17 protein-coding genes are annotated in these 16,471 nt (G+C 53.9%); 11 read left to right on the plus strand and 6 right to left on the minus strand.

What is annotated here, in order from left to right:
- Positions 1 to 38: 38 nt before the first annotated feature.
- Positions 39 to 437, minus strand: a complete 399-nt coding sequence (locus LBW88_RS12940; protein WP_224932682.1) for a tautomerase family protein — start codon at positions 435 to 437, stop codon at positions 39 to 41.
- A complete protein-coding gene (locus LBW88_RS12945) occupies positions 437 to 745 on the minus strand; it encodes a carboxymuconolactone decarboxylase family protein (protein ID WP_100703090.1) in 309 nt (102 codons plus the stop codon). Before LBW88_RS12945 ends, LBW88_RS12940 begins: the two co-directional genes overlap by 1 nt.
- Positions 746 to 843: 98 nt before the next feature.
- On the opposite strand from LBW88_RS12945, the gene LBW88_RS12950 reads away from it, so the two are divergent.
- Both LBW88_RS12950 and LBW88_RS12955 read left to right on the plus strand, forming a co-directional pair.
- Positions 844 to 1,728 (plus strand): LysR substrate-binding domain-containing protein, encoded by an 885-nt coding sequence (locus LBW88_RS12950; RefSeq protein ID WP_224932683.1) that lies wholly within the window; start codon positions 844 to 846, stop codon positions 1,726 to 1,728.
- 9 nt (positions 1,729 to 1,737) lie between these two features.
- Positions 1,738 to 2,448, plus strand: a complete 711-nt coding sequence (locus LBW88_RS12955) for a GNAT family N-acetyltransferase (RefSeq protein WP_224932684.1) — start codon at positions 1,738 to 1,740, stop codon at positions 2,446 to 2,448.
- Positions 2,449 to 2,504: 56 nt separating this feature from the next.
- Here the strand turns inward: LBW88_RS12955 and LBW88_RS12960 are convergent, their stop codons facing one another.
- From LBW88_RS12960 to LBW88_RS12970, 3 genes are read right to left on the minus strand one after another with little or no spacing between them, the layout of a single operon-like run.
- Positions 2,505 to 3,170 (minus strand): RraA family protein, encoded by a 666-nt coding sequence (locus LBW88_RS12960; protein ID WP_224932685.1) that lies wholly within the window; start codon positions 3,168 to 3,170, stop codon positions 2,505 to 2,507.
- A gap of 9 nt (positions 3,171 to 3,179) precedes the next feature.
- Positions 3,180 to 4,127 carry an ABC transporter substrate-binding protein gene (locus LBW88_RS12965; protein ID WP_224932686.1) on the minus strand — a complete coding sequence of 316 codons (948 nt, stop codon included), beginning with the start codon at positions 4,125 to 4,127 and terminating at the stop codon, positions 3,180 to 3,182.
- Positions 4,128 to 4,147: 20 nt separating this feature from the next.
- On the minus strand, positions 4,148 to 5,116 hold the full coding sequence (locus LBW88_RS12970) for a Bug family tripartite tricarboxylate transporter substrate binding protein (RefSeq protein WP_224932687.1): 969 nt from the start codon (positions 5,114 to 5,116) through the stop codon (positions 4,148 to 4,150).
- A gap of 179 nt (positions 5,117 to 5,295) precedes the next feature.
- On the opposite strand from LBW88_RS12970, the gene LBW88_RS12975 reads away from it, so the two are divergent.
- The 4 genes from LBW88_RS12975 to LBW88_RS12990 are packed head-to-tail and all read left to right on the plus strand — an operon-like array spanning position 5,296 to position 9,914.
- Positions 5,296 to 6,621 (plus strand): LLM class flavin-dependent oxidoreductase, encoded by a 1,326-nt coding sequence (locus LBW88_RS12975; protein ID WP_224932688.1) that lies wholly within the window; start codon positions 5,296 to 5,298, stop codon positions 6,619 to 6,621.
- On the plus strand, positions 6,605 to 7,069 hold the full coding sequence (locus LBW88_RS12980) for a tripartite tricarboxylate transporter TctB family protein (RefSeq protein ID WP_224932689.1): 465 nt from the start codon (positions 6,605 to 6,607) through the stop codon (positions 7,067 to 7,069). Before LBW88_RS12975 ends, LBW88_RS12980 begins: the two co-directional genes overlap by 17 nt.
- The gene (locus tag LBW88_RS12985) at positions 7,069 to 8,568 is read left to right on the plus strand and encodes a tripartite tricarboxylate transporter permease (RefSeq protein ID WP_224932690.1); all 1,500 of its coding nucleotides are present in this window, start codon (positions 7,069 to 7,071) and stop codon (positions 8,566 to 8,568) included. Before LBW88_RS12980 ends, LBW88_RS12985 begins: the two co-directional genes overlap by 1 nt.
- Positions 8,565 to 9,914 (plus strand): MmgE/PrpD family protein, encoded by a 1,350-nt coding sequence (locus LBW88_RS12990; RefSeq protein ID WP_224932691.1) that lies wholly within the window; start codon positions 8,565 to 8,567, stop codon positions 9,912 to 9,914. Before LBW88_RS12985 ends, LBW88_RS12990 begins: the two co-directional genes overlap by 4 nt.
- On the opposite strand, the gene LBW88_RS12995 is transcribed toward LBW88_RS12990, so the two are convergent.
- A complete protein-coding gene (locus tag LBW88_RS12995) occupies positions 9,883 to 11,052 on the minus strand; it encodes an ROK family transcriptional regulator (RefSeq protein WP_224932692.1) in 1,170 nt (389 codons plus the stop codon). The two genes, LBW88_RS12990 and LBW88_RS12995, sit on opposite strands and share 32 nt — an antisense overlap.
- A gap of 261 nt (positions 11,053 to 11,313) precedes the next feature.
- Between LBW88_RS12995 and LBW88_RS13000 the strand changes: the two genes are divergently transcribed.
- From LBW88_RS13000 to LBW88_RS13020, 5 genes are read left to right on the plus strand one after another with little or no spacing between them, the layout of a single operon-like run.
- Positions 11,314 to 12,561: an extracellular solute-binding protein gene (locus LBW88_RS13000; RefSeq protein ID WP_224932693.1), complete on the plus strand. Its 1,248-nt coding sequence runs from the start codon at positions 11,314 to 11,316 to the stop codon at positions 12,559 to 12,561.
- Positions 12,562 to 12,570: 9 nt separating this feature from the next.
- Positions 12,571 to 13,479, plus strand: coding sequence for a carbohydrate ABC transporter permease (locus LBW88_RS13005; RefSeq protein ID WP_224932694.1), 909 nt, complete (start codon positions 12,571 to 12,573; stop codon positions 13,477 to 13,479).
- Positions 13,469 to 14,308 (plus strand): carbohydrate ABC transporter permease, encoded by an 840-nt coding sequence (locus tag LBW88_RS13010; protein WP_224932695.1) that lies wholly within the window; start codon positions 13,469 to 13,471, stop codon positions 14,306 to 14,308. The genes LBW88_RS13005 and LBW88_RS13010 overlap by 11 nt, the downstream gene beginning before the upstream one ends.
- Positions 14,309 to 14,316: 8 nt before the next feature.
- The gene (locus tag LBW88_RS13015) at positions 14,317 to 15,258 is read left to right on the plus strand and encodes a carbohydrate kinase family protein (RefSeq protein WP_224933007.1); all 942 of its coding nucleotides are present in this window, start codon (positions 14,317 to 14,319) and stop codon (positions 15,256 to 15,258) included.
- A 3-nt stretch (positions 15,259 to 15,261) separates the two neighbouring features.
- Positions 15,262 to 16,344 carry an ABC transporter ATP-binding protein gene (locus LBW88_RS13020; RefSeq protein ID WP_224932696.1) on the plus strand — a complete coding sequence of 361 codons (1,083 nt, stop codon included), beginning with the start codon at positions 15,262 to 15,264 and terminating at the stop codon, positions 16,342 to 16,344.
- Positions 16,345 to 16,471: the final 127 nt, after the last annotated feature.

The raw sequence follows: 16,471 nt of genomic DNA on the forward strand, positions 1-16,471 counted from the left end.
TCCTGTTAATATGCTTAGCGGTTCTGCCACGTTTACCGCTAATCCTGTGGAATCATCCCCAATTCAAACATTTCACCGCCGCTAAAGCTCCAGTCTTCGGCGTTTGTTTGCTGGATGATGATCATTAAATCCGCCGGTCTTAGCTGCAACCGTTCATGGAAAAGGTCACTTAAGCGCTGGTACGTCTTGCGTTTCTGCGCTTCACTTCGCGTCTTCCCGGCCACAATATGCAGCAGCACATAGCGCTCACTGCGTCCATCACTGAGGTAGTGTGCATCATAAATCAGGCGTTGTTCTGGCAATACTTCAATCACCTGAAAACGATCTCGCAGCGGCACGTTAAATTCCGCCACCAACACCTCATGCAGTGTATCCGACAAGACTTTTAAATCGGCTTCGCTCCAGCCGTGACGCACTGTTATCCGGGTAAAGGGCATTAGATAGACTCCTGTTCAAGCACAGTAAGCGCACTCACCGCAGCTGGCCAACCTGCGTAAAACGCCAAATGGGTGAAAAGTTCTACCAACTCCTCCTGACTTAATCCGTTTTGCACCGCAAAGTGCAGATGCCAGGGCAATTGCCGATCGCGACCCAGTGCAGTTAACGTCGCAAGCGTGATCAAGCTGCGCTCGCGTGGTGTCAGCGTGCTACGCTGCCAGATATCAGCAAATAACACCTGTTGCGTCAGTTCTGCTAGTTTCGGTGCAACACGTTCTAAAGATTCTCGATCCAACGAATGGCTCATGGTTTTCTCCTGCGGGGGTAGGCAGTGATTGTGTTGTACCGCTACAATCCTGAAAATCACATTATTCAGGAACAACAATCCTGATTTAAAGGATGATAATGGAAAAGCTTCCGGTATCACTCGACAGCGATGCTCTGCGCAGTTTTGTACTGGGGATTGAATGTGGCAGCTTCGCGCTGGCGGCACAGCAGCTTTGTCGTTCAACCTCCGCTGTCAGTGCACAACTGAAAAAACTGGAACAGCAGTGCGGAATGGCGCTGGTCACCAAGCGCGGACGCCATTTGGTGCCCACGGAGGGTGGGGAGATGCTGTTGAGCTATGCCCGGCGATTAATCGCATTGAACGATGAAGCCTGGCGCGCGGTGCGCGGGGAACTGTTGCAGGGCGATGTGCGCATCGGCATGCAAGAGGACTTTGGCGAATCGCTGATGCCAGGCATTCTTGGTCCCTTCAGCCGCCAGCATCCCGGTGTGCGCATCAGTGCCCGCGTGGATCGTAATCAACCGCTACTCCAGTCGATGGCGGAGAAAAGCCTCGATATGGCCTTACTGTGGCAAGGCGATGATTTACCCGCGCAAAGCCAGTTACTGGGGCAAACAGCGCTGACCTGGATTGGCGCAGAAAACATGGATATTGCGGATGTCCTGAAACGAGGCGAAGCTCTGCCATTAGTCATGTTTGAGGCGCCTTGTCTGATGCGCACGCGTGCCATCACGGTACTGGAACAAGCGGGCATTGCATGGCGCGTGGTGTTTACCAGCCACAGCCTCAGCGGCATCTGGGCTGCCGTGCAAGCCGGATTGGGCGTGACCTTGCGCAGCCACATTGGATTACCCGCCTATTTGTCTCCCCTTACTGCCCCATTGCCATCGCCAGGTCATATGGGCATTGCATTGTTGCAGCATCAACCTGAAAACGCGACGCAGCAGATGCTGTCGCAACTAACACGCCATGCCGTGGCCAGTTTTCTTCAATCAAGTTAAGGACAGACGATGACGCAACTGAATCAATATGGTCAGACAGTGGGTGAAGCTCTGCCGCATTGGCAACCGCTAATTGCGCCGCCCGCTGTCGCCTTAAAAGGTCGATTTTGCACCCTCGAACCGTTGAGCGCTGCTCACAGCACAGCCTTGTTTGCCGCCTTCTCAAGCGCACCAGACGATCGTGACTGGACCTGGCTGGGCGCGACGCAACCCGCTTCGCTGGCAGAGATGGAAAGTTGGGTCAGTGGAAAATGCCGCGACAGCGGGTTAGTGAGTTATGCGGTGATCGACCATCGCACTCAGCTAGCCGCGGGTGCGGTATGTTTCGCCAATATTGACGGCCAGAACGGTGCGATAGAGATCGGTCATGTCACCTGGTCGCCGTTGATGCAGCGTAACGTATTAGGCAGTGAAGCAATCTTCCTGTTACTACAGCAGGCATTTGGATTGGGCTATCGCCGGGTGGCCTGGCGTTGCGACTCCACCAACCTCGCCTCACGTCGGGCAGCGGAACGCCTTGGCTTTACCTATGAAGGGCGTTTCCGCCAGGCAATGACTCGCAAGCAGCGCAATCGCGATACCGACTGGCTGTCGATGATTGATGGCGAATGGCCGCAGGTGGAGCATGCGTTATCGGCCTGGCTGGCAATAGACAATATGAGTGAGGATGGGCTGGAGCGTTTAAAACTGGCGACTTTTTTCGCTAAAATATCTCAATAGATTGGAGTGAGGGCGCTTAACTTTCAAGCGCCCCACCACAATTTCCTATGCATGCGTTAAATCACGCCTAATAATTGCAGTTTTTTCTCAACCCAATCCCGCTTATTTCGCCCCTCCTCAATCGCTTGCAGTTTGGCCAGTTCACTGAGGTGTCGCTCATGTGCCAGTGCATGGATGCGGTCGATTTCTGCAAAGGGTACGCAAAGAAAGCCATCCTCATCGCCAACAATTAAGTCACCTGGTTCGATCACCATGCCACTGATTGAAATCGGCACGTTCACTTCGCCGGGGCCATCTTTGTAAGGGCCGCGATGGGTCACTCCTGCGGCGTACACAGGCAGGCGGTTTTTGCCAATGCTGTGTGTATCGCGCACTGCACCGTTGATCACCACGCCTGCCACGTGCTTCTTTGCTGCGAAGGCGAGCATTAACTCCCCTACAATGGCGTTGGTAAGATCTCCGCCGGCATCTACAACAATCACATCGCCAGGCTCTGCAATATTCAGCGCGTAATGCACCATGAGGTTATCACCTGGCCGTGACTTAACCGTCAAGGCAGCACCTGCCATATATCCACCTGCATGATAAGGGCGCAACCCGGCACCACCTCCGCTCATACGGTGCATGGCATCGCTAATATTCGCCACCGGAAGATCATCATAAGCGGCTATTTGGGCCTGACTTGCTTTGCGCGTCCGCTCCACGATACGAAAACCGTTCATATTAATGCCTCACGACTGAGTAGCGAATATTTCTTCATTCAATTTGGCTTCTTTCACTGCGCCGTAACCAATAAACCAATGGTCGAGGATCTTTTGATAAGTCCCATCCTGAATCAGCGAGTTAAGGGCAGCCTGCACCGCTTTTTCCAGTGGTGATCCTTTTGGCATACCTATCGACATCGGCGGTTCTTGCACGCTGATCTCACCGGTTATAGCCAGTGCTTTCACCTGCGCCGCTTGCCAGGCCAGGCCTTCCCATGGACCGTAATAAAACGGAATTCGGCCACTTAAGACTGCAACAATCCCGTCAGGGCGACTCGGGAATACTGCAACTGTGATCGCGGGTTTCTTATCATTCACACAGGAATGACTAGCCTCATTGAGGAATTCAACCTGGGCAGTTCCCACCCCAGCGCCTACCGTTTGCCCGCACAACGCCGTTAAAGCCGTGAAGGGAGCGACTGCTCTATCCTTACGCGATATGACGGCCTGCCGGGAACTATCGAAATAACTAATGAAGTCAATTTGTGCGAAGCGTTTTTGGCTTGGACGAATATTCGATAGCACGGCATCAAAGCGCCCCGTTTTTAAACCTGGAATAATATTGTCAAATCCTCCGGTATCACGCCAAATGACTTTTAAACCCAACCGCTGACCAATGGCATTCATAATATCGATATCACGCCCGGATAAGGTTTTGTTGTCTTCGAGGAAGAACGTGGTTGGCGGCGTATTGGGATTGGTTCCTGCAATCACATACCCTTTTTCCACCGTTGCTGCAGGTAACAGTGCCTTTAACTTATCATCTGCATTGACGTTGAAGTTCAATTTCGCTGACACGCCAGGCTCTACGGCATTTGCCCGGGTAAAGGTTAATATCAGCGCAACGCTTAAGAGAACCAGAAATAAACCGGACTGCTTATTGTAATAAGCAGCCTCACTCTTCTTGTCGTTCATGTCATCCCTTATTAAGCGAATTAGTTTGCCTGAATGTTGGCTTTTTTGATGATGTCTTTGCTGATATCCCAGGTTGCCTGCACCAGCGCTTCGGTTTGCTGAGGAGTTTTCCATTCTGGTGTCACGCCGATATTTTCCAGCGACTTCACCACCTGTGGATCACTTAACACCGCCTGATAGCTGGCTCGCAGCTTTGTCAGAATAGGTTGCGGCGTTTTGGCGGGTGCAAGAGCGATAAATGAACCAGAGAATTTCCACTGTGGGTAAAGCTGGGTGATTGACGGCACACCGGTGAGATCATCCGCTTTTTCCGTGCCGAAAAATGCCAGCCCACGTAGTTTGCCACTTTTAACAAATCCATTCGCAAGGGGATCAGAGACCACATCAATATGTCCGGCTACCGCATCCGAGAGTGCCGCGGCGCTGCCTTTATAAGGCACATGCAGAATATCTGTACTGCTTAGCAACTTGAAATACTCCATAGAAATATTACCTGGCGTGCCATTACCGGACGTGCCATAGGTTAATTTTCCAGGGTTAGCTTTGGCGTAATTAATTAGTTCCTGAATAGAGTGAATCGGCAAATTCGGATTAACCGCAATCACTGACCGAGAGCCACCAATATGGGCAAGGGGCGTAAAGTCTTTAAAGGAATCAAAATTTGCGGGTACCAATTGCGGAGCGATCGCCACATTACCGATTGAGGCATTAAATAGGGTGTAACCGTCTGCTTTGGCATGTGCTACGTAGGCGGCGCCGACTGTGCCACCGGCTCCCGGTCGATTATCCACGACCACCGGCTGCCCAAGCTGCTTCTCCAGTGCTTGAGCCACAATACGCGCTGCACTGTCATTGGTGCCACCCGGCGGATAAGGCACCACATAGGTAATAGCATGTTCTGGCCAGGCGGCGTGTGCGGACAATGACCAGGCACTGGCTAGCAGGGCAATCAGCAGCGTCTGCTGGCGATAAGCGGTTAGTTTTTTCATAAGGATTCCCATAATGTGAATAAAGCATTTCTATTTTTTGTTATTAGTTATCTGGAATTACTCTTTAACCAATCAACTGTTCATAAATTATCATGGAGTCCTTACTCTCATTATGCCAATTACAACTAACCATGTTCGGGAATTAAATAACATGGCTGATTTTTTATTCCGGGGAATTCATGAAACGATTTATGCGTTTAGGGCTATTTGTGCACGCCGCAGGCCATCACTCAGCGGGCTGGAGACATCCAGAAGCCGAATTTGGCAGTCTCAATTTTGATTTGATTCAACGGCTGGCGAATGAGGCAGAAAACGCCTGCTTTGATATGGTGTTCTTTGGAGACAAACTCAGCACCAGCACCCAGGATCATCCCTCCATTATTGTGCGGTTTGAACCCGTCGCGCTCCTTGGCGCATTGAGTGTCAGTACCACACGGATTGGGCTGGCCGCGACCGCTTCAACCACCTATTCCGAGCCATATCAATTGGCTCGCCAGTTCGCCACTCTCGATCATTTATCTCGTGGCCGAGTCGGTTGGAATGTGGTGACCAGTGCCTATGACGTCGCCCACAATTTCACTCAGCCAACCCACCCTGATCATGCTGACCGATATGCTACGGCGCATGAGAGCGTACAAGTGGTTAAAGGTCTGTGGGACAGCTGGGAAGATGATGCGTTAGTGGGCGATAAGTCCAGCGGCCAGTTTATGGATAGCAAGAAACTGCACACGCTCGATCATCATGGCGAGCACTACCATATTGCTGGTCCACTAAACATTACGCGTGGCCCGCAAGGTCATCCGGTTCTGATCCAGGCGGGTTCGTCGCCAGCAGGCATTGCCCTGGCAGCCGCGACTGCGGAAGTGGTGTTTACTGCACAGCAGTCGCTAAGTGGGGCGCAACAGTTTTATCGCACCCTTAAACAGCAGGTTGTGCAGCACCATCGTCAACCGGAACATTGTCTGGTGATGCCCGGCGTGATGCCACTGCTGGGTGATACCGATGAAGATGCCTGGCAGCAATTGGCAGAACTACAAGCTTTTAGCAATCCGCAAGAGGCCTTTCGGCTGCTCAATGATCGCTTAGGTCATGACGTTTCCGGTTATCCGCTCGATCAACCTTTGCCAGAGCTACCGGGCACGCAAGCCATGCAGAGCCGCGCACGTTTGCTCTTGGACTTGTGCCACAAAGAGGGGCGAACCTTAGCTGATCTGCTCAATCTGGTGTCAGCGGCGCGGGGTCACTGGCTATTAGTGGGAAGCCCGCAGACCGTAGCAGACCAGTTAATCCGTTGGTTTGACAATGAAGCGGCTGATGGCTTCAACATCATGCCCGCCTGGTTCCCGGGAGGGCTGACGCGATTCATTGATCAGGTCCTACCTTTGCTGCGTGCCCGCGGTTATTTTCGCTCTGAGTATCAGGGTTCCACCCTGCGCGAACACCTCGGTTTGCCCAAACCTGCCAACCGTTATCAGCAGGAGACTGTCAATGAAACTGACGCGTGATCTTCCAGGCGCTGTTTCCGGCCTGATTTACCTTGTGTTGGGGAGCGCTTTTGCAGGCTGGTCGGCGTATGCCTATCCACTCGGTACGCCCTCACGAATGGGACCCGGATTCTTTCCTTTTTGGTTGGGTGTCTTACTGGCTATGACTGGCTTGTTTATTTTAGTTCGCCTGGTTAAGCAAGCCGAGCGCATCAGCATTGAGCGCGCACCGCTGCGCCCATTACTGTGGATTTTCGCTGCCATCGCCCTGTTCATCCTGACCCTGGACCGCCTTGGTTTAGTGATAGCCGTGATGCTGTTGATATTGATTGCAGGTCAGGCTCGGCGAGACACGACGTTAAAAGAGGGTTTGCTGTTAGGCAGTGTAGCCGCACTGTTTAGCGCACTGGTATTTGTCAAAGGGCTGGGACTGATTATGCCCCTGTGGCCAACCCTGGGAGGCGCGTGATGGAACTGTATGATCATCTCGCCCTTGGCTTTGCAACCGCTTTTACTATGACCAATCTGCTTTATGCGTTGCTGGGATGCGTGTTAGGTACGCTGATCGGCGTTCTGCCGGGTCTCGGTCCGGTCGCCACCATCGCCATGCTGTTGCCGGTGACCTATGGCATGGAGCCGACTCCGGCGCTGATTATGCTGGCCAGCATCTATTACGGTGCGCAGTACGGCGGCTCCACGACGGCGATTTTGGTAAATTTACCCGGTGAATCCTCATCGGTGGTGACCGCATTAGATGGCTATCAAATGGCACGTCAGGGGCGTGCGGGTGTGGCATTAGCGACGGCGGGGATAGGATCATTCTTTGCCGGTTGTGTCGGTACATTGCTGATCGCGCTTTTCGCCACGCCGTTAACCGCGCTGGCATTGGACTTCGCAGCAGCAGATTACTTTTCGTTGATGATTTTTGGCCTGGTTGCAGCGGTGATTATGGCCTCGGGATCGGTCAGCAAAGCCATCGGTATGATTTTAATTGGGCTGTTATTCGGCACCATCGGTACGGATGTCAATTCAGGTTTAGCGCGCTTCACTTTCAATCAACTAAGTCTGATGGATGGATTGGATTTCGTCTGCATCGCTATGGGCATATTTGGCGTCGCAGAGATTGTCCGCAATCTGGAGTCTCACAGCGATAAAGATCCCGGTTCGGCACCGCTCACGACACTGTGGCCTAAGCGCGAGGATTTTCGTCGCATGTGGCCAGCGATATTACGAGGGACAGGCGTAGGATCATTGCTCGGCATTCTACCCGGAGCGGGAGCAACCCTGGCGTCATTCTCCTCTTACAGCCTTGAGAAACGATTATCAAAGCAATCACATCAATTTGGTAAAGGGGCAATCGAGGGAGTGGCAGGCCCGGAATCGGCGAACAATGCGGCGGCACAAACCTCCTTTATCCCGCTGCTGACGTTGGGCATTCCCTCCAGCGCGACCATGGCGATGATGGTAGCCGCGTTAATGATTCATAACATCCAGCCTGGCCCGCAGGTCATGACCAGCAACCCCGACTTGTTCTGGGGCTTAATTGTCTCGATGTGGCTGGGTAATCTGATTTTGGTGATCCTCAACCTGCCGATGGTTGGCATCTGGGCGCGTTTACTACGGGTGCCTTATCGTTGGCTTTATCCATTGATTTTGATGTTCTGCTGCATCGGTGTGTTTTCTATTAAGAACAGTGTCGATGACTTATGGCAGATGCTGTTTTTTGGTTTGTTGGGCTATGGGTTTGCACGTTTAAAACTGGAAGCGGCACCCCTCATGTTGGGCTTTGTGCTTGGGCCTTTGCTGGAAGAGAACTTTCGTCGGGCTTTGTTGCTGTCCCGAGGTGACTTTAGCGTGTTCTTCAGCCGACCGATATCTGCCACGTTATTAGTGGCGGCGTTGGGGTTAATTTTGCTGATGTGCCTGCCAAGGCTCAATAAGTCTCGCGAAGAGGTATTCCAGGAATGAACCACTTTACTAAGCAACTGATTCAAGTATGCCACCCACACAATCGCCCCTATCCTGCCGATGTCAGGCGCATCGCGCAACACAGTTTGCTGGACTGGATAAGTGTGCTTGTGGGAGGTCTTGACCAACCAGTTACGCAAATTGTTTTACAGGAGGCATTAGATAACGGTTCTTCCCCGCAGGCTTGTGTACCTGGCACCCCCTATCGCGTGAGCTTGCGCGATGCGGCGCGCATCAATGGTACAGCGTCCCATGCATTAGATTTCGATGACACCCATTTACCCTCACGCGTGCATCCTTCTACGCCTTTGTGGCCCGGCATTCTGGCGCTGGCTGAAGAGCTTAATCTGCCAGGCCATCGCATTATTGACGCCTTTATTGCCGGGGTTGAATTTCAATCGCGATTGGCCGCGGCCTTTGGGGAATCACACTATGCTGCTGGCTGGCACAACACTGCCACGCTCGGCACTTTCGGTTCAGCTTTTGCCTGTGGCGTATTGTTAGAACTTGAACCCTCGCAGTTAGCCGCTGCGCTCGGGATTGCAGCCAGCCTGACCAGCGGTCCCCGTTTGCAATTTGGCAGTGATGCGAAAGCGCTTCAGTGTGGCTCTGCGCCCTCTAATGGTTTGTTCTCCGCACGATTAGCACAACGCGGTTTAACCGCACATCCGGCCATTTTCGATCAACCTAGCGGGTTTATTAAGATGATAGCTACCACGTTCACCCGTCAAATCGACAGTGAACGCTGGTATACGCGTGACATCGTTTATAAATACCATGCTTCATGCTACGGAACTCAGGCGCCCATTGCGGCGGCTCTCTCTTTACCACAAGGAGCATTTCCTGAGGGCCCAATTAGTGTGTGGATAGAACCGCAATACCTTAGTGTGTGTAATATCTCGATGCCACTAACGCTGAATGAAGCGCGGTTTAGCGTTCGCCATATGGTCGCAATGGCACTGCTTGGCCGAGACACCGTCAGTGAATCCGGTCTGCATGAGAGTTTGCTCGATCATTGCGTGACGCAACTGCGGGAACGCGTTTACGTAGAGGCCGATAGCAACCTTGCGCGTGCGACGTCTCGCATCGTGTTTAGCAACGGAGCAATCTATCGCGCGGACATGAGTCAACCTGAGCAAGATCATCAACGGCAGCGTCATCAGCTGGAACAGAAGTCATTGCGGTTACTCACAGGAACTTTTAGTTCTGAACGGATCGCGCGCATTCACCTTTGCATCGCAGAAATAGATAGCGATATCTTAGTCAACACGCTCTGTAGTGAAGTGTCGTTAAAAAATCGCACAGGGTATTCTGTTATTTCATCAATACCTGAAACTGCGGATTAAACTCGTCAAAAATTGGCAACGCCGCTGCCCCTAATGCCGCGGTATCACTGCCGGTTAAGCCGGTTTTCAAACGTGATCCAGTGAGATAACGCCCGCGCACCGACTGATAAAGCGGTGGCAGGCGCTGAATGATCTTATCCAGTAGCGCTGCGGGCATCATGCCGCCGATGATCACACTCTCCGCATCGAAAATGCACTCCAGCATATTGATACCCTGGCGCAATGGCGTCAGCACCGTATCAATCCAGCGATCGAATACCGCGGGATCAATCTCCAGCAAATCGTCTGGCAATGCGGTCATCGGGTCCAGCCCACAGAACTCATAGGCAGCCTGCAGTGAGACATAGCGCTCCAGGCAGCCGTGATTGCCGCAGTAACATTCGCGTCCACCGGGTTCCACCACCACATGTCCGATTTCACCAGCATTGTGCGCATGGCCGCTATACACATGGCCATCCATGATGATGCCAGCGCCCAACCCTGTTCCAATGTAGAGATAGATAAACGAGTTGAGTTGGCGTGCGACACCGTGGAAACGTTCCCCAATTGCCGCAACGGTGGCATCGTTCTCCAGCGTCACCGGTACGCCGCTCATCTCCGCCAGTCTGGCTTCGATATCAACCGCCTCCCAGCCGTGCAAGGTGGTAGGTCCCACTGATGAAATTCCCTCCACGCCAAACGGTCCCGGCATCACCACGCCGATCCCCAATACTTTCTGCCAGCGGGCACCGAGTTGCGTTTTGATCTCCGCCAGCACCTCCGCAATGCGCGCTAAAGTGGCATCGGGCTGAGGTTTTTGCACCAGAATAAGGCGACGGAAATGAATTTCACCGGTGAGATCCACCAGCACGATCAGCAAGGTTTGATGATCGAGATGAATGCCAATGGAGAACGCACTGGCCGGATTAAGAATCACCGGAATCGCCGGCTGGCCGCGTCCCTGCTTGCGCGGTTGGCGGCTGGTGAGCAGTTCAGCGCCTTCGAGTTCCGCCACAATGTTGGAAACGGTTTGTGGCGTCAGAGCGGTCAGTCGCGCCAGCTCAGCCCGCGTCAGCTCGCCGTGCAGGCGGATCGCTTCGATGATCACACGACGGTTGTGCGCGCGCGCATGTTCCAGATTGGTTCCTGATGTTCTCATCCTGCTTCCCTCTTCTCACGACCGCGACTGCCAGCGCATCAATATCTATGATCGGCTACACATTTTACAACCTGTTTACCTGACAGCGGCAAAAATCTGTGCAGAGTAGTGTGCAGCGGCAAACGAGATTTATGCCCTGGCACGTCACTTGCTTTAGCTCATTGATGTCAGCTGCAGCAACCTGACAACCTGTGCGCGTTATTAAATCAATCAAATTGATTTAATTAAACACCCTCTTCTCGCATCAAGGCGGAAAAAGTTATGAAAATCCGGTTCTCAACCACATTGAAAGGCTGTGCCATCGCGGTGATGTTAGCCAGCGCAGGTAATGCGGCAGCCGCAACCACCCTCAATGCGCTGTTTATGACTCAGGCGGCTTACAGCGAAAATGATATTCGCGCCATGACGCAGGAGTTCCAGAAAGCGCATCCGGACGTGCAGGTCAATCTGGAGTTTGTGCCGTACGAAGCGCTGCATGACAAAATTGTCGCGGCACGTGGCGCTGGCGGCAATGGTTATGACGTGGTGCTGTTTGATGCCATCTGGCCTGCTGAATTCACTAAGTTTGATCTGCTGCAGGACGTTAGCAGCCGCATCGCGGCAGATGAGAAAGAGAAGATCTTCCCAGGCGCGATGAACACGGTCGTTTACAACGGTAAAACTCTCGGCATGCCGTGGATCCTCGATACCAAATACCTCTATTACAACAAAGCGATGCTGGAGAAAGCCGGAATCACCACCCCGCCGCAAACCTGGCAGCAGGTGATCGATGACTCGCGCATCATCAAGCAGAAAAACATCGTTAAATATCCGCTGGTGTGGAGTTGGTCGCAGGCAGAAGCGCTGGTGTGCGATTACACCACGCTGGTGTCGGGCTTTGGCGGCAAGTTCTACAACAACGGCAAGCTCGATTTCTCCAGCCCGGCATCCTTGCAGGCAGTGAAGCTGATGAAAAGTTCGCTGGATGAGGGGCTGAGCAATCCGGCATCACGTGAGTATCTGGAAGAGGATGTGCGTAAATCCTTCTCCAATGGCGATGCCGCCTTCGCGCTGAACTGGACCTACATGTACAACATGGCCAACGATCCGAAGCAGAGCAAAGTGGCCGGTCAGGTCGGGATCGTTCCGGCACCGGGCGATGCGCCAGGTAAATTTGGTGCAGTGAACGGTTCGATGGGTCTTGGTATCGCCAAAGGCAGCACCCACGGAGATCAGGCGTGGCAATACATCAGCTACATGACCTCACAGCCGGTGCAGAACAAATATGCCACTCTGAGCCTGCCGATCTGGAAAAGCTCTTATCAGGATCCAGCGGTACTGAAGAACCAGGAGAGCCTGATTGCGGCGGCTGACAAGTCACTGAATGTGATGTTATCGCGCCCGGAAACCGCTGATTACTCCCGTCTCTCCAATACCTTGCAGCAGCAGTTGCAGCAAGTGCTGGTGGGCAGCGCCACGCCAGATGCGGCGATGCAAACGGTGGATAAAAGTGCTGCGCGTTTACGTTAAGGGGTCAGCATGCTGAGTTTGCGTCAACGCGAACAACGGCAGGCATGGGTGCTGTTAGCACCCATGTTGCTGGTGATGCTGTTGCTCACCGCCTGGCCGTTGCTGCGCACTATCTGGCTGAGTTTCACTGATGCTGCCCTGATCGGCAGTGGTGAATCACCGGCCTGGGTTGGGCTGGAGAACTATCTGTTTGCCATCACCGATCCCGATTTTCAAACTTCGCTGTGGCGCACACTCTACTTCACCGTGGTCTCGGTGGCGTTTGAGGGGGTGATTGGCGTGCTGGTGGCATTGTTACTGAATCAGAAATTTGCCGGACGCAATATTTTGCGCGTGCTGGTGATTCTGCCGTGGGCGCTGCCAACTATCGTCAACGCCATGATGTGGCGCCTTAATTTCAATCCGGATTACGGCAGCATTAACGCCCTGCTCACGCAACTGGGCATTATCGATGGTTATCGCAGTTGGCTGGGATCGCCTGATTCGGCGCTCAATGCGGTGATGTTCGCCGACATCTGGAAGAACTATCCGCTGGTAACGTTGCTGGTACTGGCTGCGCTGCAATCCATTCCCGACGATCTGTTTGAAGCCGCGCGACTCGATGGCGCATCCGCCTGGCGGCGTTTCCGTGCCATCACCTTCCCGGCGATTGTGGGTGCGCTGAGCGTCGCACTGGTGCTGCGTACCATCGATGCCTTCAAGATTTTTGACATCATCTATGTGATGACGCGTGGCGGCCCGGTGGATAGCACCAAAACCCTGAGTTTCTATGTCTATCAGGAGTCATTCAGCTATTTACGCGCAGGCAGCGGTGCGGCGTACGCCATGCTGATGACGTTACTGTGCGCGGTGCTGATCACGATTTACATGATGTTATTACTGCGTCAGCGCCGAAAAGGGAGCGCTTATGAAGGTTAAGTTGCGCGTCGCGGCGAAATACGTCGCCGCACTACTGGTGGCCATTTCTGTGCTCGCACCAATGGGTTGGCTGTTTTTGATGAGCGTCAGTGCCGCCAGCGATCTCACCCGAGTGCCGCTGGAGTGGCTGCCGCGCCAGTGGGATTTCAGCCGCTACGGCAGACTGATTTCACTGGAACCCGGCCAGCCCGGCACGCTGTTCCTGCATGCGTTGGGCAACAGCCTGCTGGTGGCAACCGGGGCGACCATTATCTGCCTGCTGCTGGCGATTCCGGCGGCGTTCAGTTTCTCCCGCTACCGTGGTCGTGATGGCTGGCTGTTTGCCTCGCTCGCCATCTATATGGTGCCGCCGGTGGCGTTTGTGCTGCCGCTCTACTTCCTGCTGCAACAGCTGGACCTGCTTAACACGCGTCCCGGTCTGATCATCGTCTATTGCTCGCTGATCCTGCCGTTCCTGACCTGGATGCTGAAGAACCAATTTGATTCCTTACCGCAGGATATCGAGCAAGCAGCACGTCTTGATGGTTTGCGTGTCTGGCAGGTGCTGCTGCGCATTACTTTGCCATTGGCAAAACCGGTATTGGGTGCAGCGGCGCTGTTTGGCTGGTTACTGGCGTGGGATGAATTTTTCTATGCGCTGTTGTTCACCAGCAACATCGCGGCACAAACCCTGCCGGTGACGATTGCGGGCTTTACCGCCGGACGTGCCACCGATGATGGTTTGATCGCGGCAGTCGGAATTTTGGCATCCGTGCCACCGCTGTTTATTGCTATCTGGCTGCAAAAAACGCTGGTGAGCGGCCTGGCCAGTGGCGGGAGCAAAGGATGAAGATGAACATGGACTCTACCGCCACGCTGTATGTGGTCGGCAATATTAACGTCGATTTGATTATGGGCACGCTCGACCACTGGCCACAGCGCGGCACCGAAGTGATGGTGAATCACAGCGAACTGCGTCCGGGGGGATCGGCAGGCAACTGCGCGCTAGCGCTGGAAGCGATGCAGGTGCGTCATCGTGCGGTGGCGAATCAGGGCGATGACGGCCTGAGTGCCTGGCTGGGTAGTTACTTCCCGCACAGCGTCGCACACTGGACGCGCTATCACTGCGAAACCTCACTCACCGTGGGCGTGACGCACTCCGATCACGAGCGTTCGTTCCTCAGCAATCTCGGCCATATCGTGCGACTCACCGCTGAGGATGTGCTGAATCAGCTGCCGCTGAGCGCCAGCGAGGGCGATATCGTGCTGCTGTGCGGCACCTTCTTGTGCCTGCATCTGTACAACGAATATCCGCTGTTGCTGAGTGAATTGCAGCAGCGCGGGTTTATCACCGCCGTGGACACCGGCTGGCCGCCGCAGGGTTGGACCGAAGAGGTTCGCCAGCAGATGGCGCAGTGGTTGCCGCTGTGTGACTGGCTGCTGCTCAATGAAGTCGAAACGCTGGGCCTGATGGACGCGGAGGATCTCAACGTGGCCGCCACCCAACTCGCACAAAGACTCAGCGGGCGTGGCGGTTGCGTGGTCAAATGCGGTGCGCAAGGCGCAGGTTGCTGGCAATCACATCAGCACCTCAATCAGCCCGCGAAGCCCGTCACCGTGGTGGACACTATTGGTGCAGGCGACAGCTTCAACGCCGGTTTCCTCACCGCGCTGTTGCATCAGCAAGATATTACTACCGCGTTGCAATGGGGCATCGCGGTGGCTTCACTGGCAATCAGTACCCTGCCGCGTCGCTATCCCGACTGGCATCAACTGCAACTTTCCGCACAGGAGCGCTAAATCATGGCCAGTGTTGAACTCGTAAAAGTGGCTAAGCGCTACGGCAAACAATCGGTTCTGCATCCGCTCGATCTCACCATTCCCGACGGCAGTTTTACCGTGCTGGTCGGCCCATCCGGCTGTGGAAAATCCACTTTATTACGCCTGCTTGCCGGTCTGGAGAGTCTGTCGGACGGCGCGATCATGATGGATAAAGTGCAAATAAACGATCGCGATCCGGCCGACCGTGACATGGCCATGGTGTTTCAAAGCTATGCGCTCTATCCGCATCTGACGGTGGCAGAGAACCTCGCGTTTCATATGCAGGTGAAGAAAGTGAAGCGCGAAGAGCAGCAGAGCAAAATCGAACGCATCGCCGGCATTCTCGGCATTGATAAGTTGCTGGGGCGCTATCCGCGTGCGTTATCCGGCGGGCAGCGCCAGCGTGTGGCGATGGGCCGCGCGATGGTGCGTAATCCAAAGGTATTTCTGTTTGACGAGCCGCTGTCCAACCTCGATGCACAGCTGAGGATGGAGTTGCGTGCGGAGATTAAATCCCTGCATCAACGCTTCAAAACCACCATGGTGTATGTCACGCACGATCAGGTAGAAGCCATGACGCTGGCGGATCAGATTGTGGTGATGAAGGAGGGTCGCATTGTGCAGCAGGGTGCGCCGCTGGCAATTTATGACCGTCCGGCAGATACCTTCGTGGCCCGTTTTATCGGTTCGCCGCCGATGAACCTGCTACCGGCGCAATTGATCACCCGCGATGGCATTCCCGGCGTGCAGTGTCAGGATCTGTGGCAACCGCTGCCTTTGCGCTGGCAAGCGGCGGCACGCGATCGTGAAGGTGCTGAAGTGACGCTGGGCGTGCGTCCTCACGACCTGATCGAGGCCGACACGCGCGCGCTCGCCACGGTAAAAGTGATTGAAATCACCGGTGAATCGACGTTGTTGCATCTCGAATGGCACGGCCACCCGATGCATATGCAGATCGCCGGACGCCATACTGCGGTAAGTGGCGACCAGATTCGTCTTGGATTAAATGCCGAGAAGATTCATCTGTTTGATGTGGAAACCGGATTACGTTTGAGCGAAGGTTAAATAATATAAAAAAGCCACCCAAATGGGTGGCGAAATATATTGACAGAAAATGCATAACAACGATGGTGGCAGGCACTCATTCCCTAAGCACCGTACCCTGACTATTTTACGCAAACGGCTATTTAAT

The sequence above is a fragment of the Pantoea sp. alder81 genome (genome assembly GCF_020179835.1).
Classification (GTDB): Bacteria; Pseudomonadota; Gammaproteobacteria; order Enterobacterales; family Enterobacteriaceae; genus Pantoea.